Here is a 15,285-nt window from a genome sequence, read left to right on the forward strand (position 1 = left end):
TGGGAAACTCCATGGCAGACAGGGAATTCGATCTCGTGCTGTTCGGCGCGACCGGTTTCGTCGGCAGGCTCACCGCCGAATACCTGGCGGGCGCCGCACCGGCCGGGGCCCGGATCGCCCTGGCGGGCCGCTCACCGGAGAAGCTGACCAAGATCCGCGACGGGCTGGGCCCGGCGGCGGCGGAATGGCCGCTGCTGGTGGCGGATTCGACCGATCAGTGCGCACTGGAGGGACTCGTCGCGCGCACCCGGGTCGTGGTCACCACCGTCGGCCCGTACCTGCGCTACGGCCTGCCGCTGGCGCAGGCGTGCGCGCAGGCCGGTACCCACTACGCCGACCTCACCGGCGAGCCGCTGTTCATCCGCGAATGCATCGACCGGTTCCACGAGCAGGCGGTGGCGAGCGGTGCGAAGATCGTGAATTCCTGTGGCTACGATTCGATTCCGTCGGATCTGAGCGTGTACCGGCTGTACCGGCGCTCGGTCGAGGACAACACCGGCGAACTCACCGAGACCACCCTGGTCGCCTGGCTGAAGGGCGGCGCCAGCGGCGGCACCATCGACTCCGGGCGCGCCATGATGGAGGCGATCGCCGCCGACCCGGCCAAGGGGTCGGTGCTGGCGCATCCGTATTCGCTGAGCCCGGACAAGTCGATGGAGCCCGACGTCGGGCGGCAGTCCGATCAGGCACTGACCCGCGCGGCCAACATCGACCCGAGTCTCGACGGCTGGGTCACCACATTCGTGATGGCCGCGCACAACACCAAGATCGTGCGGCGCAGCAACGGCCTGCTGGGCTGGGTGTACGGCAAGAATTTCCACTATCGCGAGGTGATGAGCGCCGGCAAGTCGGCCGCCGCGCCGCTGGTCGCGGCCGGTATCGCCGGTGGCATCGCGGCGGGCATGGCGACCGGGGCGCTGTTGTCGAAGGTGTCGGCGGGCCGCCGGCTGCTCGACCGGGTGCTGCCGAAGCCGGGCACCGGTCCCAGCGAGGAGGCCCGCCGCAACGGCTGGTTCACCATGAAGACCTTCGCGCACACCACCTCCGGCGCGAAGTACGTCTGTACCTTTGCCGGACAGGGCGATCCGGGTTACCAGGCCACCGCGGTCCTGCTCGGCGAGTCCGGCCTCTGCCTGGCCTACGACGAATTGCCCGAGCTGGCAGGCGTTCTCACCCCGGCGGCGGCGATGGCCGATCCACTCACCGACCGCTTGCGTAAGGCCGGAATGACCATCGAGGTCGAGCGGGCCGCATAACCGCCGGGGCTGACGGCGTCCCAGGTGCGCCACGCCCGAGCCGGAGCGCCGACCCGGAAGCCCGTACCGGGCAACGTCTTTCACAGGACAACGAGGTGGCGTGGTGTGCCGTGTCACAACCGCGATCGGCGTCGGCGCAGGTTACGCTCCGGTAATGTCCCGATGGGGACAGGTGGGTGGTGAGCGGAAGGGGGAACGAGGGATGGGCGTACCGGATACCGGACAGCAGGCCGCTCGCGAACTCTACGCCGCGGCAACGGGTTCCGGTGCCACGGCCTTCGAGATCGCCGAGGATGTCGCGCGCAATCTGGCCGCGGCGTGCGATCGGCTGGTCGAGGACCTGCAGAAGGCCCGGGCCAACGAACATCAGCTGACCGCCGTCACCGGCTTCGCCGATCTGCCCTCCGGCCACCAGCTCACCCGCGGCTTCGCGGGCAAGGGCCGCGAATACCTCGACACCGTGCTCTCCTTCCAGGAGACGGCGCTGCTGTTCAAGGCCGCGTACCTCGCCGCGGGCAAGCACTTCGCCGAGGCCGAGGCCGCCAACCGGGCCGCCGTGGAGCTCGCCGCCACCCGCCTGGAGGACCGGTGACACCGGACGAGGCCGACCCGCCCTACGTCCCGGACCGCGAACTGTTCGGCGCGCACACGCATCAGGAGCTGTGGGACCACGTGCACGAGGCGCTGGACCCGGGCGCGCTGGGGCAGGCGGCCGACGCCTGGCACCGCAATGCCGAACTGGTCGGCGAGGCGTTCCGCGCGTTCTCCGACAGCACCGACGCCGAGTTCGCCCGCTGGAGCGGGCAGGCGCGGGACGCGGCGCTGCGGGCCACCCGGGCGCTGGTCGCGCGCGGCACCGCGATGTCGGAGGTCTGTGCCGCGGTGCATCGGCTCCTGGAATCGGATGCCGAAGCGGCCCAAGCCATTCGGGACGCCATCCCGCCGCCGCCACCGCCGTATCAGCCGCTGGAGGATCCGGTCGCCGAGGCCGTGCACGGCGGCCGTCGCCGGATGGAATACGACCTGCGCGCGGCGTCGGCCCTCGCCGACGCCCGCGATGTGATGGCCTACGTCTACAACCCGACCATGCCCGCGTCCGGGGACCGCGTCCCCCGGTTCGCGCCGGCGCCACCCGGGCCCGGCTCGAGCGGGGGTCACCAGCAGTGAAATGGGTTCTCACCCCGGACGAGTTCACGCACGTCTGGGCCACCGAGACCGGCCTGGACCGCCGTCCTTACCCCGTAAATTTGCTACCCGCGGCCACAGCCCGCACCGAATCCGAGTACGCCGCACTGGGTTTGCGGCACCGCTACGCCCGCAACACCGATCCGGACCTGACCGCGGCGCTGATGCTGTGCGCCCGGACCGACGCCACCACCATCACGATCACCGGCCAGCGCGCGGGCGCCGACCCTGCCACACCGGAACGCATCCTCGCCTTCGCCGCCGTCGTGCACCATCACGCCGGACTCCTCGTCGCGGGCGCCGACACCGTGACCGTCACGGTCTGCCACGCCCGCGCGCTGGGCGCCAAGCTGGTGGAGGTGGTCGGCTCGGCGCCGCCCGGCCGCCAGGCGGCAATGCGTGAACCGCAGGACGAGGTGCTGAAACCGGACCCGCCGCCCCCGCTCGCCACCAATGGCCGCGGCGGCGCCGCCCGCTTCCGCCGCAAACTGCGCGAACCGGTCGACGCCCGCGGTTTCATCACGGTGAGCGTGGCCCCCGACAATCCGATGTCGCCGCCCACCCGGCACCGCACCTGGCTGGACTTCAGCGGCGACGGCCGCTACCTGCTGACCACGGCCGCCGACCTGGTACTGACCCCGGTCTCCGACACCGACTTCGCGAGCCAGCTGATGAAGCTCGCGGGCATCCACTGAGCGCATACTGCACAGTTATGGCGACATCCCCGTGGTCCGAACCGGTCACCCAGGCCCTGCGCGCCGACGGCATCGAGCTGGCCGCGCTGCACCCGTCCGCCACCCCGGGCTTCTCGGGCGGCAAGACGGAGGGCACGCGGCTGTTGGCCGAGCGCAGCCGGGTGTTGTCGAACCTGCAGGAGAAGCTGTTCGCCAACGGCCGCTCGGGCGATGCCCGCAGCGTGCTGCTGGTGCTGCAGGGCATGGACACCGCGGGTAAGGGCGGGATCGTCCGGCACGTCATCGGCTCGGTGGATCCGCAGGGCGTCGACCATGCCGCCTTCGGCGTGCCCACCGCCGAGGAGCAGCGTCACCACTATCTGTGGCGGATCCGCAAGCGGCTGCCGCGCGGCGGGCAGATCGGGGTGTTCGATCGCTCGCACTACGAGGACGTGCTGGTGGTCCGGGTGCACAACCTGGTGCCGCCGGAAGTGTGGAGCGCCCGCTACGACGAGATCAACGAGTTCGAGCGCGAATTGGTCGACGCCGGCACCACACTGGTGAAGGTGGCCATGTTCGTGTCACTGGACGAGCAGAAGCGACGGCTGGCCGAGCGGCTGAACCGGCGCGACAAGTATTGGAAGTTCAACCCGGCCGATATCGACGAACGCGCCTTCTGGCCCGCGTACCGGGACGCCTACCAGGCGATGCTGGACCGCACCTCGACCGATTACGCCCCGTGGTACGTGCTGCCCGCCGACCGGAAATGGTTCTCCCGGCTGGCGGTCACCGAATTGCTGATCGATGCGCTGAGCGGTCTGGACCTGGACTGGCCGCCCGCCCGATTCGACGTCGAGGAACAGAAACGCCGACTCGCGGCCTCCTGACGCGGCGGCCGTTCCGCCCGAATCTCGAGGCTTTCTCAGGATCACCGGTGCGCTCGCGTCGGGCTCGACCCGTACCATCGCAGACGGCACCGGACGGCTGTCCGCACGAAGACACAGGAAGGCGACTCGAAGGTGAGCAAGAATCCGCGTGGTAAGAACCCGCTGGCCTCGGTGCAGGGTGCCGATCGCACTCGCACCATCCTGATCCAGGTGGGTGTCGGGGCCGTGCTGGTCGCGCTCATCGCCGCCATCGGCATCAGCGTCGCGGTGAAGCAGTCGAAGAAGAACGATCCCGGGCCCACGCCGTCGGTCGCCGCCCAGCCGGCCGCTCCGGACGCCGTTTCCGGTTCGATCACCGACAACGGCGCCATCCGCATCGGCAAGCCCGGCGCCAAGGTCACCGTGCGCGTCGTCGCCGACCTGCAGTGCCCGGCGTGCCAGGCGTTCGAGCAGGCCAACGGCAAGGTGCTCGAGGACGCGGTGCAGGCCGGTACGGCCGCGGTCGAGTACAACGTGATCGCCTTCCTGGACAAGATGTCCTCGGGCACCCGCTACTCCTCGCGCGGCGCGAATGCCGCCTACTGCGTGGCCGAGGCCGACCCCACCAAGTTCCTGCCGTGGCTGAGCACCATGTACCAGCAGCAGCCGCCGGAGAACGGCACCGGCCTGACCGACGAGCAGATCGTGCAGATCGCGCAGGCCGCCGGCTACACCGATCCGGCCACCGCCGAGTGCATCACCGGCGACAAGTACGACAAGTACGTACAGAGGACCACCAAGGACGTGCTGGACGAGGGCATCCAGTCCACACCGTCGGTGTTCGTGAACGGCACCGCGGTCAAGAGTTCGCAGGAACTCATGCAGCCCGACGGCCTGCGCCAGACCATCGAGGCCGCCGCGAAGTGACGCCCTCGGGGCAGCGGAAGGAGTAGAGCGGGATGACGACACGTTCCGCGTGGATCCTGCTGGTCGGCGGGCTCGCGGGCTGGATCGCCTCGGTCACGTTGACCGTGGAGCGGTTCAAGCTGTTCATGGATCCCGGCTACAAACCCTCGTGCAGCATCAATCCGATCCTGTCGTGCGGGTCGGTGATGGATACCGATCAGGCCGCGGTGTTCGGATTCCCGAACCCGCTGATCGGCGTGGTCGGCTTCTCGGTACTGGTCACCCTCGCCGTGCTGGCCATCGCCGGGGTCGGGTTCCCGCGCTGGATCTGGGGCGGGTTGTGGCTCGGACTGCTGCTCGGGATCGGCTTCATCGGCTGGCTGATCTTCCAGAGCCTGTACCGCATCAACGCGTTGTGCCCGTACTGCATGGTGGTGTGGGCCGCCACGCCGATCCTGCTGGCGGTGGTCACCGACCAGCTCTGGCGCGACGCGCGCGGGCCGCTGCGCGTCGTCGCGGAGTGGCGCTGGACCGTCGTGGTGGTGTTCTACGCCGTGGTGCTGGTGCTGGTGTTCCTGCGGTTCCAGGACTACTGGATGTCGCTGGTCTGAGGCTAGTTCGGCGGGCCCGCGACGAGCACCACGACGGCCGTGCGCTGGGACCCGTCGGCCGCGGTGAGATCGAGGTGCACCGCGTCGTTCGGTTTGCGTTGGTTCAGAACGGCTTTCAGCGTCTGCACGGTGGCGACCGGGCGGCCGTCGATGGCCGTGATCACCTCCCCGGCGGAGAGCCCGGCGGCGTAGGCGGGCAGCCCGTAGACCGCCGATTCGATGCGCGCCCCGGCGGGTTCGGCGTTCGAGGTGATCACCCCCAGCGTGGCGGTCGGGCCCACGTGCACGGTGTCGGTCGGCATACCCGAACGGATCTGGCGGACCACGCGCATGGCCGTATCGATCGGCACGGCGTAACCGTTCGCCCGGCCCGTCGCCTTGGCCAGATCACCGGTCGCGGCGGTGACCACGCCGACCACCGCGCCGTAGCGGTCGGCGAGCGCGCCGCCGGACTGCCCGGACACCACCGGCGCGGCCACCTCGATCATTCCGGTCAACACCTTGCTGGTCAGGTCCGCGGAATCGCGCGCGGTGATGGAGGACCCGAGTGCCGTCACCGTGCCGGGTGTCGCGGTCGGGCTGCCGGTGCCGCCCGCATTGCCGATGGCCAGCACCTCGTCACCGATGCGCAGCGCGGCCGAGCTACCGATACGGGCCACCGGCAGGTTCGCGGCGTTCGTCAGCGACAGCAGCGCGATGTCGGCCTCGGAGTCGTAGCCGAGCACCGTCGCGGCGTACCGGCCGCCGGTTCCGATATCCCCGACGCTGATGGATTGCGCGCCCTTGACGACGTGGTGGCTGGTCAGCACCTGCCCGTCTGCGGTGAGCACGATGCCCGAGCCGGCCGCGCTCGTCCCGGCCGGCTTGATGGAGACGTTGATATTGGCCAGCTCGGGCTCCACCGCCGCGGCGACGGCGGCCGGGTCCATCGGCGGCAGCGGCGGACCGAGCAGCGTGGCGGTGGGGCGCCCGACGTCGTAGGCCCAGCGCGGCAGGTCGCCCTCGTAGCCGAGAAAGGCGACCACGGCCAGCACCATCACGCACAGCGCGGCGACGGCGCGGCCCGCCCGTACCGGTCGTCCGGCCCTACCCGCGACCCGGTCGTCGGTCCGCCGATCGTCGTACATGGCCACTCCCGCCTCGTGCACACCCATCGGGCCCCGGCGATTGTGTTTCTATATGTAGCAGCACCGCGAGCCGGGCGCGCCCGTTACCGTGATACCTGTTTACCGCCCGTCTGTTTCGGCTCTGTCAATGATTCAGGGCGGCCACCACGAACATGAATGCCGCTCCCGCGATCGTGCACAGCAGCACCAGCCGCGACGGCCGCCCGGCATGTGCCTCGGGCAGGATGTCGCCGGTCGCCAGGTAGAGCAGGAAGCCCGCGAAGTAGCCGAGGTACAGCCCGGCCAGGTCGGCCGGGATGTGCACGAGGGTGCCGATCACCGCGCCCACCACCGGAGCCAGCGCATCGAGCCACAACAGCAGCAGCGCCCGGCGATGGGCATTGCCGTACAGGGTCGGGATCGTGAAGGCGTTGAAACCGTCGGCGAAATCGTGGCAGATCACCGCGATCGCCACGGAGACGCCGAGCGCCGTCCCGGCCTGGAAACCGACGCCGATGCTGAGGCCGTCGAGCATGCTGTGGAAGATCAGGCCGCAGGCCGCGACGATGCCGACCGACCGGAAATCGTGGGTGTGCCTGCCGAATTCACTCTCGTGCCCGACATGGATGGCCGTCGCCTGTTCGAGGATGTGCACGGTGAAGAAGCCCACGACCGCCGCGACGACGGCACCGGGCACCCCCGCCACGGTGTAGGACGACTCGGCCAGCGCGTCCGGGATCAGGTCGAAGGCGACCACGCCGAGCATGACACCCGCCGCCAAGCCGAGCACGACGCGCTTGCGCTCGCCGATGCGGACCGCGATCAGTCCGCCCGCCAGCGTCGAGATCAGGGAGATCAGCGAGAGCAGTATCGCCACGACGATCAGCATGTGCCACGGGCGAGCGCACATCGGGCAAATCCGGCCCGCGAGTTTCCACCGCCCGGCCGGGCTGTTTGCCAAAGTAAACAATGCGGGAGTAGGCATGAAAGCATGACCACGACCGCCGCCGCCTACGCCGTCTCGAGCCCCGAGGGGCCCTTCGCCAAGACCACGATCGAGCGTCGCGACCTCGGGCCACACGACGTGCTGATCGACATCAAGTACGCGGGCATCTGCCACTCCGACATCCACACCGCCCGCGACGAGTGGCACGGCACCACCTATCCGTGCGTCCCCGGGCACGAGATCGCGGGCATCGTCGCCGCCGTCGGCTCGGCGGTGACCAAGCACCGGGTCGGCGATCGCGTCGGCGTCGGCTGCATGGTCGACTCATGCGGCGAATGCGGGCCCTGTGTCGCCGGTGAGGAGCAGTACTGCACCCGCGACGCGGTGATGACCTACAACACCGCGGTGCCCGAGGAGGTCCAGCCGGGCGGCCACACCTTCGGCGGCTACTCGACGCAGGTGGTCGTGACCGAGCACTTCGTCGTGTCGATCCCGGAAGGTATCGGACTCGACGTGGCCGCGCCGCTGCTGTGCGCCGGGGTCACGCTGTTCTCGCCGCTGCGGCATTGGAACGCCGGACCCGGCAAGAAGGTGGCGATCATCGGCATGGGCGGCCTCGGCCACGTCGGTGTCAAGATCGCCGCGGCGATGGGCGCGGAGGTGACGGTGCTCAGCCACTCGCTGAGCAAGCAGGACGACGGCCGCCGCTTCGGCGCCCACCACTACTACGCGACCAGCGACAAGGAGACCTTCCGGACGCTGCGCGGCGAATTCGACCTGATCCTCAATACCGTCTCCGCCGATCTGCCCATGGACCGGTACATGAAGCTGCTGAACCTGGACGGCACCCTGGTCATCCTGGGCCTGCCCGACAACCCGCTGCAGGTGAAGCCGTTCACCCTGGCCGGGTTCCGCCGCTCGCTCGCCGGATCGATGATCGGCGGCATCCCGCAGACCCAGGAGATGCTGAACTTCTGCGCCGAGCACGGGATCGGCGCGGAGATCGAAGTGATCTCCGCAGACCGCATCGACGAGGCCTACGACCGGGTGGTCGCCAGCGATGTCCGCTACCGCTTCGTCATCGACGCCGCCACCATGTGAGGCCGGGCGGCGGCGCCGTGCAGCAGGTCGGTCAGAGCACGGCGCAACTCGCCCATCTGTTCCCGGCCGTGTTCGGCGGTGTCGTACTCGACCTGGACGGTGAGCCGGTCGGCGAGGGTGAAGGCGGTGAGCTTGGGCGGCATGCCCGGGTTCATCGCGAAGACGTTGTCCCGCAACACCGTAACGCCGTCCGGCACCTCGTGCGCGGGTATCCGGCCGATGTTGGACAGCGCGATGCTGGGCTGTCCGGCCAGCACGGCGGCGGTCTGCTCGTCCCGAATGTGGCGACCCGCCACTATCATTCGCGCCGGATCCCGGCGGTCCAGCGCGGCCCGCACGTCGGCGTCGACGAGGCGGCCGAGCGCCACCGGATCGGCGTCCGCCGCCACCGACAGTGCCGTGCCCCAGCCCGAGGCGCAGTTGAGCACGGTGCTGTCGGGCAGGCGCGGGTCCAGCGCGGAGCGTAGGTCCGCGGCGTAGCCGCACACCATCGGCAGGTCGCCGGGGCCGTCCAGCAGGCCGCGCACGGCGTGCACCGCGCACCCGCTCAGCAGGCTGTTGACCGAGATCCCGGCGGCCCGCGCCGCCGCCACGAAGGCCGCGGTCTCCCGCTCCCCCAACTCGATTCGCTCGGCCACGAGGAAGCCTCGGGCCGCGCCGGAGCCCGTTGTCTTCGGCAGCATGGCGGGCGGTGCGGTGAGCATCGACCGCATCCGGTCGAGCAGGTCCTCGATGTCCGCGACGGAGATCGTCTCGACCAGACGGTCGTCCACGGCCCGCGGCATTTCCGCGGGTGCGGACACCGGGACCGGAGTGCCGCGCAGCCGTGCGGTGTAGCGCTGCCACATCTCGTCCAGAACAGCGAAAGCCGAACGGCCGTCGGCGATTCCGTGGTGTATCACCAAGACGATCCGGCTCTGCTCGCCATCGCGCAGCAGCACGGCGCGGAACAATCCCGCGCCCCAGTCCTGCGGCTCGTTGACGAGGCGGACGTACTCGATCTCGTCCCCGGCGGCGACCGTCAGCGGCGGCTGTGGCTCGGCCGATCGCCGCAGCACGGGCACACCGCCGTCCTCGGCCTGCACGCTGCCGAGCAGCGGGTGCTGCGCCGCCAGCTCCGCCAGCACCGCGCGCAGCACCTCCGCATCGATCTCACCCACGACGGTCGAACCGATGAACAGCGGCATGCCGCCGACGGGCACGGAACCGAAGCGGGCGTCGGCGCGGAAGTAGCCGGATTCGAACAGGGACAGCGGACGCTGCGTGGTCATGGGACACCTCTCGGGTCGGTTCGGGAGCACCACTCGAACCATACAATCGTTTCAAACAGTTGTCACAAACGAGCGTATGAAACACCTGTCACTGCGACCTTGCTACCCTGCCGACGTGGGAACACGCGACGATCTCCTGGCCGCGGCCAAGCAGTGCCTGGCCGACCGCGGCTACGCCCGGACCACCGTGCGCGACATCGTGTCCGCTTCGGGCAGCAATCTCGCCGCCATCAACTACCACTTCGGCACCCGCGACGCATTGCTGAATCAGGCGATGATCGAATCGACGACCGAGGCCGTCCAGCAGATTCTCGACGCGATCACCGCCAGCGACGCCGCCCGGCCGGACGCGCGCCTGGCGGCCTTCCTCCGGAAGCTGACCACCACCTTCACCGCGGACCGCGCCCTGTGGGCCGCCAATATCGAAAGTCTCGCCCAGGCGCTGCATTCCGGCGATGTGCGAAACGAATTGTCGGCCAAACAACAGGACGCCCGCCGTTCACTCGCGGGCATGCTGCTGCCCGACGAATCCGATCCCGACGACGACATCGGCGTGGTCCTGCTCACACTGCTGGACGGCATGCTGATCCAATGGTTGTTGGCACCCTCGGTCGCTCCGACACCGGACCGCGTCATCACCGGTCTGCGCGCCATAGTGCACGCCTTGGATTCCGGCCGATAGTCCCCGGCGCGCCTCGCCGAATTCCGTGGCGACGCGCCGGTATCGGCAAACAATTTCGCGCAACCGCCTTGTGCCGCAGCAAAGTCGAGGCAGGACTGACGTTTCACGTATCGCACATGTTCAACTGTGGCGAATCCACACTGCCGCGGAAGTTCAGATAATACTCAGCAATCGCCGATAGTCCCCCTCCTGGGAACTTCCTGCGCGACAAAGCAAACCGAGTGCCCTATGGTCTTACCCGGTCGCCCATCCGGGGCAGACAAGCGGGAGGAATTCACCAGAATGAAGTTCGGAAAGATCACTGCTACCGTTTTCATGGCGATTGCCGCGACGGGGATCACGGCGGCAACCGCGCATGGCGAGTCGGCCACGGTAAACGAGCAGCCGGCGGCAGTGACGGCGGGGGATGCGACTTCCGGCGTCGATCACGGAGTCAACTACCACACCACCGTTTCGCCGGTGGATCGCGCGGTCACCACCACTGTCGAGAACGGCCGGTTCGAGGTCGCGCAGAACGGCGCCGTCGTGCTCCGGGCCGCGGACGGCTCCACACTCGCCGAATTGCCGCAGACCTACGAGCTCGGCGGCCGTTCGATTCCCATCGCGCAGCTGGTCGCCGCTGATGGTCACGAGGTCACCCTGACCCCGCAGCCGTCCGCCGAGGACATCGCCGAGCTGAAGAACATCGGCGCCATCGACAATCTCCGCGATCAGGTCATCAAGAACGGCGTCGGCGTGGTCATCGGCGTCATCGTCGGCGGTTTCATCGGTGCCCTGCTGGGCTTCGGAATTCTGTCGCTGATCACCGCGCCCATCGGCTGGGTCGTGGGCGGTATCGCCGGCGGATACATCCAGGGCGGGCAGGAATTCCTGGACGCCGTGCAGGCGGTCGCCACCGGCCAGCCGTGATCGCACGCAGCTGAGCACAATGGCTCCCCGGGCGGGTTCGATCCGCCCGGGGAGCTTTCTGGTTCAGGCGGTGCAGCGGGAGCCGGTGAACGACGGATCCAGCGCCCGCTGCACGATCTGGATAACCGCCGGTGAACGCAGCAATCGCCCGTGGTCGAAAGTATCACCGGCACATACGCTCTGGACCCACACATTCTCTACGAACGCGCCCGGCCCGGCCGTCAGGAAAGTGGCCTCCGGCGGTGTGGACATCTCGTCGAAACGACTGGCGACGACCGTATAGCGCACACCGGGTTCGGTATCGCCGTCGGCATTGAGCGCGCGCAGGAATTCACTGCCGACCACCTGCTGCGCGGCGGCCCGGCCGAGTACCGCGGCCACGATCTCCTTACCCGGATCCGAAGCGCTTCCGGACGGAAGGAGATATCCGAGATTACTGGCGGTCGTGCCGTGATTGGTGGCGCCCACCGTGATCAATTGGTCCACCGAATTACGCTGCGGATCGGCACGATTCACGCCGCCGCCGAAGCGCATGTACTGACGCGCCACCAGCCCGCCCTGCGAATGCGCGACGATGTCCACGTGCGCGGCCCCGGTCGCGGCGCGCACCCGGTCGACGAACTGCGCCAACTCCCCCGCCGAATCCCGAATATCGGCGGTCCCGTAAATACCCGGCTGCGCACCGTAGGCGCTCGAGGTGTCGCGACCGTAGTTGAGGGTGAAGACGCAATAGCCCGCGGCGGACAGCTTGGGCGCCAGCACATCCCAGCTGTTCTGATTCCCCCAGGTGCCGTGGACCAGGACCACCGGGGCGGGATGCGCCGGCGGCGGCTTGCATTGCCAGTCATTCGCTCCGGCTGGCGCAGAACTCCCGTCTCGAACCTGCTCGACGTTCGGTGGTGGCTCCGCGAATGCCGCGCTCACCCCCAACACCGTGCACAAACCCATCGTGGAAAGCAGCACGGCCAGCGAACGCATCACCCATCCCTTCCACTGCGAAGAGGAGTAGCAGATCGTTAGCCGATGCTAAGCCCGGGTGCTCGGAAATCCGCGCAGGCGGGGCCGGAAGGGCGGTCGGAACACGACGAACGGCGGCCCGGATATGTCATCCGGACCGCCGTGTCGGGTCTGCTGTTACTTGTGGCCCTGGTCGCGCAGCGTCTTCTTGGCCGTCTCCTGCGCCTTGTCGACATGCTGGGCGTATTTGCCGCCGGTCTGCTTGTCGATGGCGTCACCGACCTTGTCGATCACCGGATCGAGTTTGTCGGCGTGCTTGCCGGCCAGGTCGGCCGCCTTCTTCAGCTGGTCGAACATTCCCATGACCACATCTCCCGTCGCGAAACTGGTGTCCTCCAGGCTAACCCGCCGCACGTCTGCGCACCCGTCGCGCGGCCGCGACCAGGTTGCGCAGCGACGGCTCGAGCTGCCAGTAATGCCGAGTTTTCAAGCCACCGTCCGGATTCGCCCATAGTCGCTCCGGGGTAACCGCCTCGGCCGCGGCGGTCAGCAGTTCGTCGATCTCGTCGATGTCCGGGATGCGCGCCGAACGGCTCTCGTACACACCGGGTCCTACGCCGTGGGACAGGCCGTGGCCCTCCTCGGCATCCTCCCGCAGCGCCTTCACCACCCATTCGATGGAGCGGGTGGCGACGATCGCGGTGACGTCGGCATCCAGCTCCTCGATCGCGCGGACGATCTCGGCCCGGCCGGAATAGGCGATGTGGGTGTGGATCTGGGTCTCCGGCCGCACGCCCGAGGTGGCCAGGCGGAACGCGTTCACCGCCCAGCGCAGGTATTCGACCCGGCCGTCGGGGCGCAGCGGCAGCAGTTCACGCACGGCCGGTTCATCGACCTGGATGATCGACACCCCGGCCTTCTCGAGGTCCGCCAGCTCGTCCCGGATCGCCAGCGCCACCTGGTCCGCGGTCTCGTACAGCGGCTGGTCCTGCCGCACGAAAGAGCGCGCCACCATCGTGACCGGGCCGGTCACAATGCCCTTCACCGGTTTGTCGGTGAGCGACTGGGCGTAGGTGATCCAGTCCACCGACATCGGCTTCGGCCGCGCGACATCGCCGTAGAGGATCGGCGGCCGCACACAGCGCGACCCGTAGACCTGCACCCAGCCGAAGTGCGTCGTGGCGAAGCCGTCAAGCAGTTCGGCGAAGTACTGGATCATGTCGTTGCGCTCGTGCTCGCCGTGCACCAGCACGTCCAGGCCGATGTCCTCCTGCAACCGGATGGTGGACTCGATCTCGGCCTCGATGCGCTTGCGGTACTCGTCGTAGGACAGCCGCCCCTCGCCGAGTTCGTAGCGGGCCTGGCGGACGGCGGCGGTCTGCGGGAAGGAGCCCAGCGTCGTCGCGGGCACCAGGGGCAGATTCAGCTTGTCGCGCTGGGCTTCTCGGCGCACGGCGTAGGGCTCACGCTCGCGCATTTCCGGTGTCACGGCATAAACACGTTGGCGCACAGCGTGTTTCTGCTTGAAATGCACCTCGCTCGGGCGGCGGCGCCATTTCTCCGACGGCCCTTCCGTTAGCGCCTTCGCCAGCGAAACCACCTCGAGCACTTTCTGTTTCGCGAAGGCGAGGCGGTCGGCGACATTGCCGTCGATGTCGTATTCGACGAGAACGTCGTAGGGCACGTGCAGCAGCGTGGTACCGGTGGAGACCACCAGATCGGGGCACACCTGCGCCAGCTCGTTGAGGTACTGCAGGGTGACGTAGCGGTCCGCGCGCCACACGTTGGTACCGCTGATCACGCCCGCGTACAGGCGCTTGCGGCGGATGCCGGGGATCTTCGCCAGCTCCTCGGGCCGCATCCGGAAGCTGGCGAGGTCGAGGCCGATCGCCTCCACGGCAGTGCCCGCCAGGATCCGCACGGCCTCGCCGAGATCGCCGTACTGTCCGGTGACGAGGATGCGCGGGCGCAGCGGCGCGGTCGAAAGTCGTTGGTACGCCTGCTCGAACGCGGCCAGCTCCGCGGGGGTGCGGTCGCTGGTGAAGCACGGCTCGTCCAGCTGCACGCAGGTCGCCCCGCGCTTGGCGAGGATCTCGAACAGTTCCTCGTACACCGGGAGCAGCCGGTCCAGCAGGGTCAGCTGATCGAATTCGGCTTCGCCCGGGACGTGCCCGGCCTTCGACAGCAGCAGCAGCGACAGCGGGCCGAGCACGACCGGGCGCTGCTCGATACCGGCCGCCTTGGCCCGATCCCACTCGTCGAGCAGAGCCTCGGGGTGCAGCGAGAACTCGGTGTCGGCGTCCAGCTCCGGCTGGCGGTAGTGGTAGTTGGTGCCGAACAGGCGCACCAGTTCCAGCGGCGGCAGGTCCGGGCGGCCGCGGGCCATCAGGAAGTAGAAGTCCAGCGGGTGCAGGTCCTCGCGGTAGGGCTGGAACCGCTTGGGCACCGCGCCGAACAGCAGCGCGTTGTCGAGGATGTGGTCGTAGAAGGAGAAGGTGTTGCCGGGCACCTGGGTCAGCCCCGCCGCATGCAACTCCGCGAACTGCGTGTCCTGGATCTCGCGCCCGACCGCGAGCAGTTCCTCCCGCTCGAGCGACCCCCGCCAGTACGCCTCCAGCGCACGCTTGAGTTCCCGGTGCGGTCCGATCCTCGGATAGCCGAGAATGCTCGATCCGAAGCCGTCGGTGACGTTGACCATGAGCGGGACACTCCTTCCGAGCCACGGGTACAGCCCGACCCTCTCCGCAGCTTATGCCCGGTGCCGCAAGCAACCATCGCCCACGGCGCGCAGTTTTCCTTTGTCCCCTGTCGTTTC

The 15,285-nt window shown here is 68.7% G+C and carries 16 protein-coding genes; 10 read left to right on the forward strand and 6 right to left on the reverse strand.

Annotation, left to right across the window (positions count from 1 at the left end):
• The first annotated feature begins 11 nt into the window (after positions 1 to 11).
• From NWFMUON74_RS32580 to NWFMUON74_RS32610, 7 genes are all read left to right on the forward strand, one after another.
• Entirely contained in the window at positions 12 to 1,256 is a 1,245-nt protein-coding gene (locus tag NWFMUON74_RS32580; RefSeq protein WP_187685529.1) for a saccharopine dehydrogenase family protein, read from the forward strand.
• A 154-nt stretch (positions 1,257 to 1,410) separates the two neighbouring features.
• The gene (locus NWFMUON74_RS32585; protein ID WP_232110711.1) at positions 1,411 to 1,848 is read left to right on the forward strand and encodes a hypothetical protein; all 438 of its coding nucleotides are present in this window, start codon (positions 1,411 to 1,413) and stop codon (positions 1,846 to 1,848) included.
• Positions 1,845 to 2,423, forward strand: a complete 579-nt coding sequence (locus NWFMUON74_RS32590) for a hypothetical protein (RefSeq protein WP_187685530.1) — start codon at positions 1,845 to 1,847, stop codon at positions 2,421 to 2,423. Before NWFMUON74_RS32585 ends, NWFMUON74_RS32590 begins: the two co-directional genes overlap by 4 nt.
• Positions 2,420 to 3,136: an ESX secretion-associated protein EspG gene (locus NWFMUON74_RS32595; RefSeq protein ID WP_187685531.1), complete on the forward strand. Its 717-nt coding sequence runs from the start codon at positions 2,420 to 2,422 to the stop codon at positions 3,134 to 3,136. The genes NWFMUON74_RS32590 and NWFMUON74_RS32595 overlap by 4 nt, the downstream gene beginning before the upstream one ends.
• A gap of 17 nt (positions 3,137 to 3,153) precedes the next feature.
• Entirely contained in the window at positions 3,154 to 4,002 is an 849-nt protein-coding gene (locus NWFMUON74_RS32600) for a polyphosphate kinase 2 family protein (RefSeq protein ID WP_187685532.1), read from the forward strand.
• Positions 4,003 to 4,134: 132 nt separating this feature from the next.
• Positions 4,135 to 4,908: a DsbA family protein gene (locus NWFMUON74_RS32605; RefSeq protein ID WP_187685533.1), complete on the forward strand. Its 774-nt coding sequence runs from the start codon at positions 4,135 to 4,137 to the stop codon at positions 4,906 to 4,908.
• Between the two features lie 32 nt (positions 4,909 to 4,940).
• On the forward strand, positions 4,941 to 5,498 hold the full coding sequence (locus NWFMUON74_RS32610) for a vitamin K epoxide reductase family protein (RefSeq protein WP_187685534.1): 558 nt from the start codon (positions 4,941 to 4,943) through the stop codon (positions 5,496 to 5,498).
• A gap of 2 nt (positions 5,499 to 5,500) precedes the next feature.
• Here NWFMUON74_RS32610 and NWFMUON74_RS32615 read toward each other — a convergent pair whose 3' ends face one another.
• Both NWFMUON74_RS32615 and NWFMUON74_RS32620 read right to left on the reverse strand, forming a co-directional pair.
• The gene (locus tag NWFMUON74_RS32615) at positions 5,501 to 6,652 is read right to left on the reverse strand and encodes a S1C family serine protease (protein ID WP_232110712.1); all 1,152 of its coding nucleotides are present in this window, start codon (positions 6,650 to 6,652) and stop codon (positions 5,501 to 5,503) included.
• A gap of 97 nt (positions 6,653 to 6,749) precedes the next feature.
• Complete coding sequence (locus NWFMUON74_RS32620) at positions 6,750 to 7,514, reverse strand: ZIP family metal transporter (protein WP_232110713.1); 765 nt, start codon at positions 7,512 to 7,514, stop codon at positions 6,750 to 6,752.
• Positions 7,515 to 7,595: 81 nt separating this feature from the next.
• On the opposite strand from NWFMUON74_RS32620, the gene NWFMUON74_RS32625 reads away from it, so the two are divergent.
• Entirely contained in the window at positions 7,596 to 8,651 is a 1,056-nt protein-coding gene (locus tag NWFMUON74_RS32625; RefSeq protein ID WP_187685536.1) for an NAD(P)-dependent alcohol dehydrogenase, read from the forward strand.
• On the opposite strand, the gene NWFMUON74_RS32630 is transcribed toward NWFMUON74_RS32625, so the two are convergent.
• Complete coding sequence (locus NWFMUON74_RS32630) at positions 8,618 to 9,922, reverse strand: phthiocerol/phthiodiolone dimycocerosyl transferase family protein (RefSeq protein ID WP_187685537.1); 1,305 nt, start codon at positions 9,920 to 9,922, stop codon at positions 8,618 to 8,620. The genes NWFMUON74_RS32625 and NWFMUON74_RS32630 overlap by 34 nt on opposite strands.
• 115 nt (positions 9,923 to 10,037) lie before the next feature.
• On the opposite strand from NWFMUON74_RS32630, the gene NWFMUON74_RS32635 reads away from it, so the two are divergent.
• Both NWFMUON74_RS32635 and NWFMUON74_RS32640 read left to right on the forward strand, forming a co-directional pair.
• Positions 10,038 to 10,604, forward strand: a complete 567-nt coding sequence (locus tag NWFMUON74_RS32635) for a TetR/AcrR family transcriptional regulator (protein WP_187685538.1) — start codon at positions 10,038 to 10,040, stop codon at positions 10,602 to 10,604.
• 315 nt (positions 10,605 to 10,919) lie between these two features.
• On the forward strand, positions 10,920 to 11,513 hold the full coding sequence (locus NWFMUON74_RS32640; RefSeq protein WP_483243767.1) for a DUF8020 domain-containing protein: 594 nt from the start codon (positions 10,920 to 10,922) through the stop codon (positions 11,511 to 11,513).
• Between the two features lie 63 nt (positions 11,514 to 11,576).
• Here NWFMUON74_RS32640 and NWFMUON74_RS32645 read toward each other — a convergent pair whose 3' ends face one another.
• The 3 genes from NWFMUON74_RS32645 to metE form a co-directional block, all read right to left on the reverse strand.
• Positions 11,577 to 12,491 (reverse strand): esterase/lipase family protein, encoded by a 915-nt coding sequence (locus tag NWFMUON74_RS32645; RefSeq protein ID WP_187685540.1) that lies wholly within the window; start codon positions 12,489 to 12,491, stop codon positions 11,577 to 11,579.
• A 156-nt stretch (positions 12,492 to 12,647) separates the two neighbouring features.
• Complete coding sequence (locus NWFMUON74_RS32650) at positions 12,648 to 12,833, reverse strand: antitoxin (RefSeq protein WP_187685541.1); 186 nt, start codon at positions 12,831 to 12,833, stop codon at positions 12,648 to 12,650.
• 37 nt (positions 12,834 to 12,870) lie between these two features.
• Entirely contained in the window at positions 12,871 to 15,168 is a 2,298-nt protein-coding gene (metE, locus tag NWFMUON74_RS32655; protein WP_187685542.1) for a 5-methyltetrahydropteroyltriglutamate--homocysteine S-methyltransferase, read from the reverse strand.
• Positions 15,169 to 15,285 lie beyond the last annotated feature (117 nt).

It is taken from the genome of Nocardia wallacei (assembly GCF_014466955.1).
Taxonomy (GTDB): Bacteria; Actinomycetota; Actinomycetes; order Mycobacteriales; family Mycobacteriaceae; genus Nocardia; species Nocardia wallacei.

Bases quoted from the DNA above. Each gene is read 5' to 3' on its own strand.
- NWFMUON74_RS32580 (WP_187685529.1), top strand. From the start codon at position 12: ATGGCAGACAGGGAATTCGATCTCGTGCTGTTCGGCGCGACCGGTTTC.
- NWFMUON74_RS32585 (WP_232110711.1), top strand. From the start codon at position 1,411: ATGTCCCGATGGGGACAGGTGGGTGGTGAGCGGAAGGGGGAACGAGGG.
- NWFMUON74_RS32600 (WP_187685532.1), top strand. From the start codon at position 3,154: ATGGCGACATCCCCGTGGTCCGAACCGGTCACCCAGGCCCTGCGCGCC.
- NWFMUON74_RS32610 (WP_187685534.1), top strand. From the start codon at position 4,941: ATGACGACACGTTCCGCGTGGATCCTGCTGGTCGGCGGGCTCGCGGGC.
- NWFMUON74_RS32615 (WP_232110712.1), bottom strand. From the start codon at position 6,652: ATGGGTGTGCACGAGGCGGGAGTGGCCATGTACGACGATCGGCGGACC.
- NWFMUON74_RS32620 (WP_232110713.1), bottom strand. From the start codon at position 7,514: ATGTGCGCTCGCCCGTGGCACATGCTGATCGTCGTGGCGATACTGCTC.
- NWFMUON74_RS32625 (WP_187685536.1), top strand. From the start codon at position 7,596: ATGACCACGACCGCCGCCGCCTACGCCGTCTCGAGCCCCGAGGGGCCC.
- NWFMUON74_RS32630 (WP_187685537.1), bottom strand. From the start codon at position 9,922: ATGACCACGCAGCGTCCGCTGTCCCTGTTCGAATCCGGCTACTTCCGC.
- NWFMUON74_RS32640 (WP_483243767.1), top strand. From the start codon at position 10,920: ATGGCGATTGCCGCGACGGGGATCACGGCGGCAACCGCGCATGGCGAG.
- NWFMUON74_RS32645 (WP_187685540.1), bottom strand. From the start codon at position 12,491: ATGCGTTCGCTGGCCGTGCTGCTTTCCACGATGGGTTTGTGCACGGTG.
- NWFMUON74_RS32650 (WP_187685541.1), bottom strand. From the start codon at position 12,833: ATGGGAATGTTCGACCAGCTGAAGAAGGCGGCCGACCTGGCCGGCAAG.
- metE (WP_187685542.1), bottom strand. From the start codon at position 15,168: ATGGTCAACGTCACCGACGGCTTCGGATCGAGCATTCTCGGCTATCCG.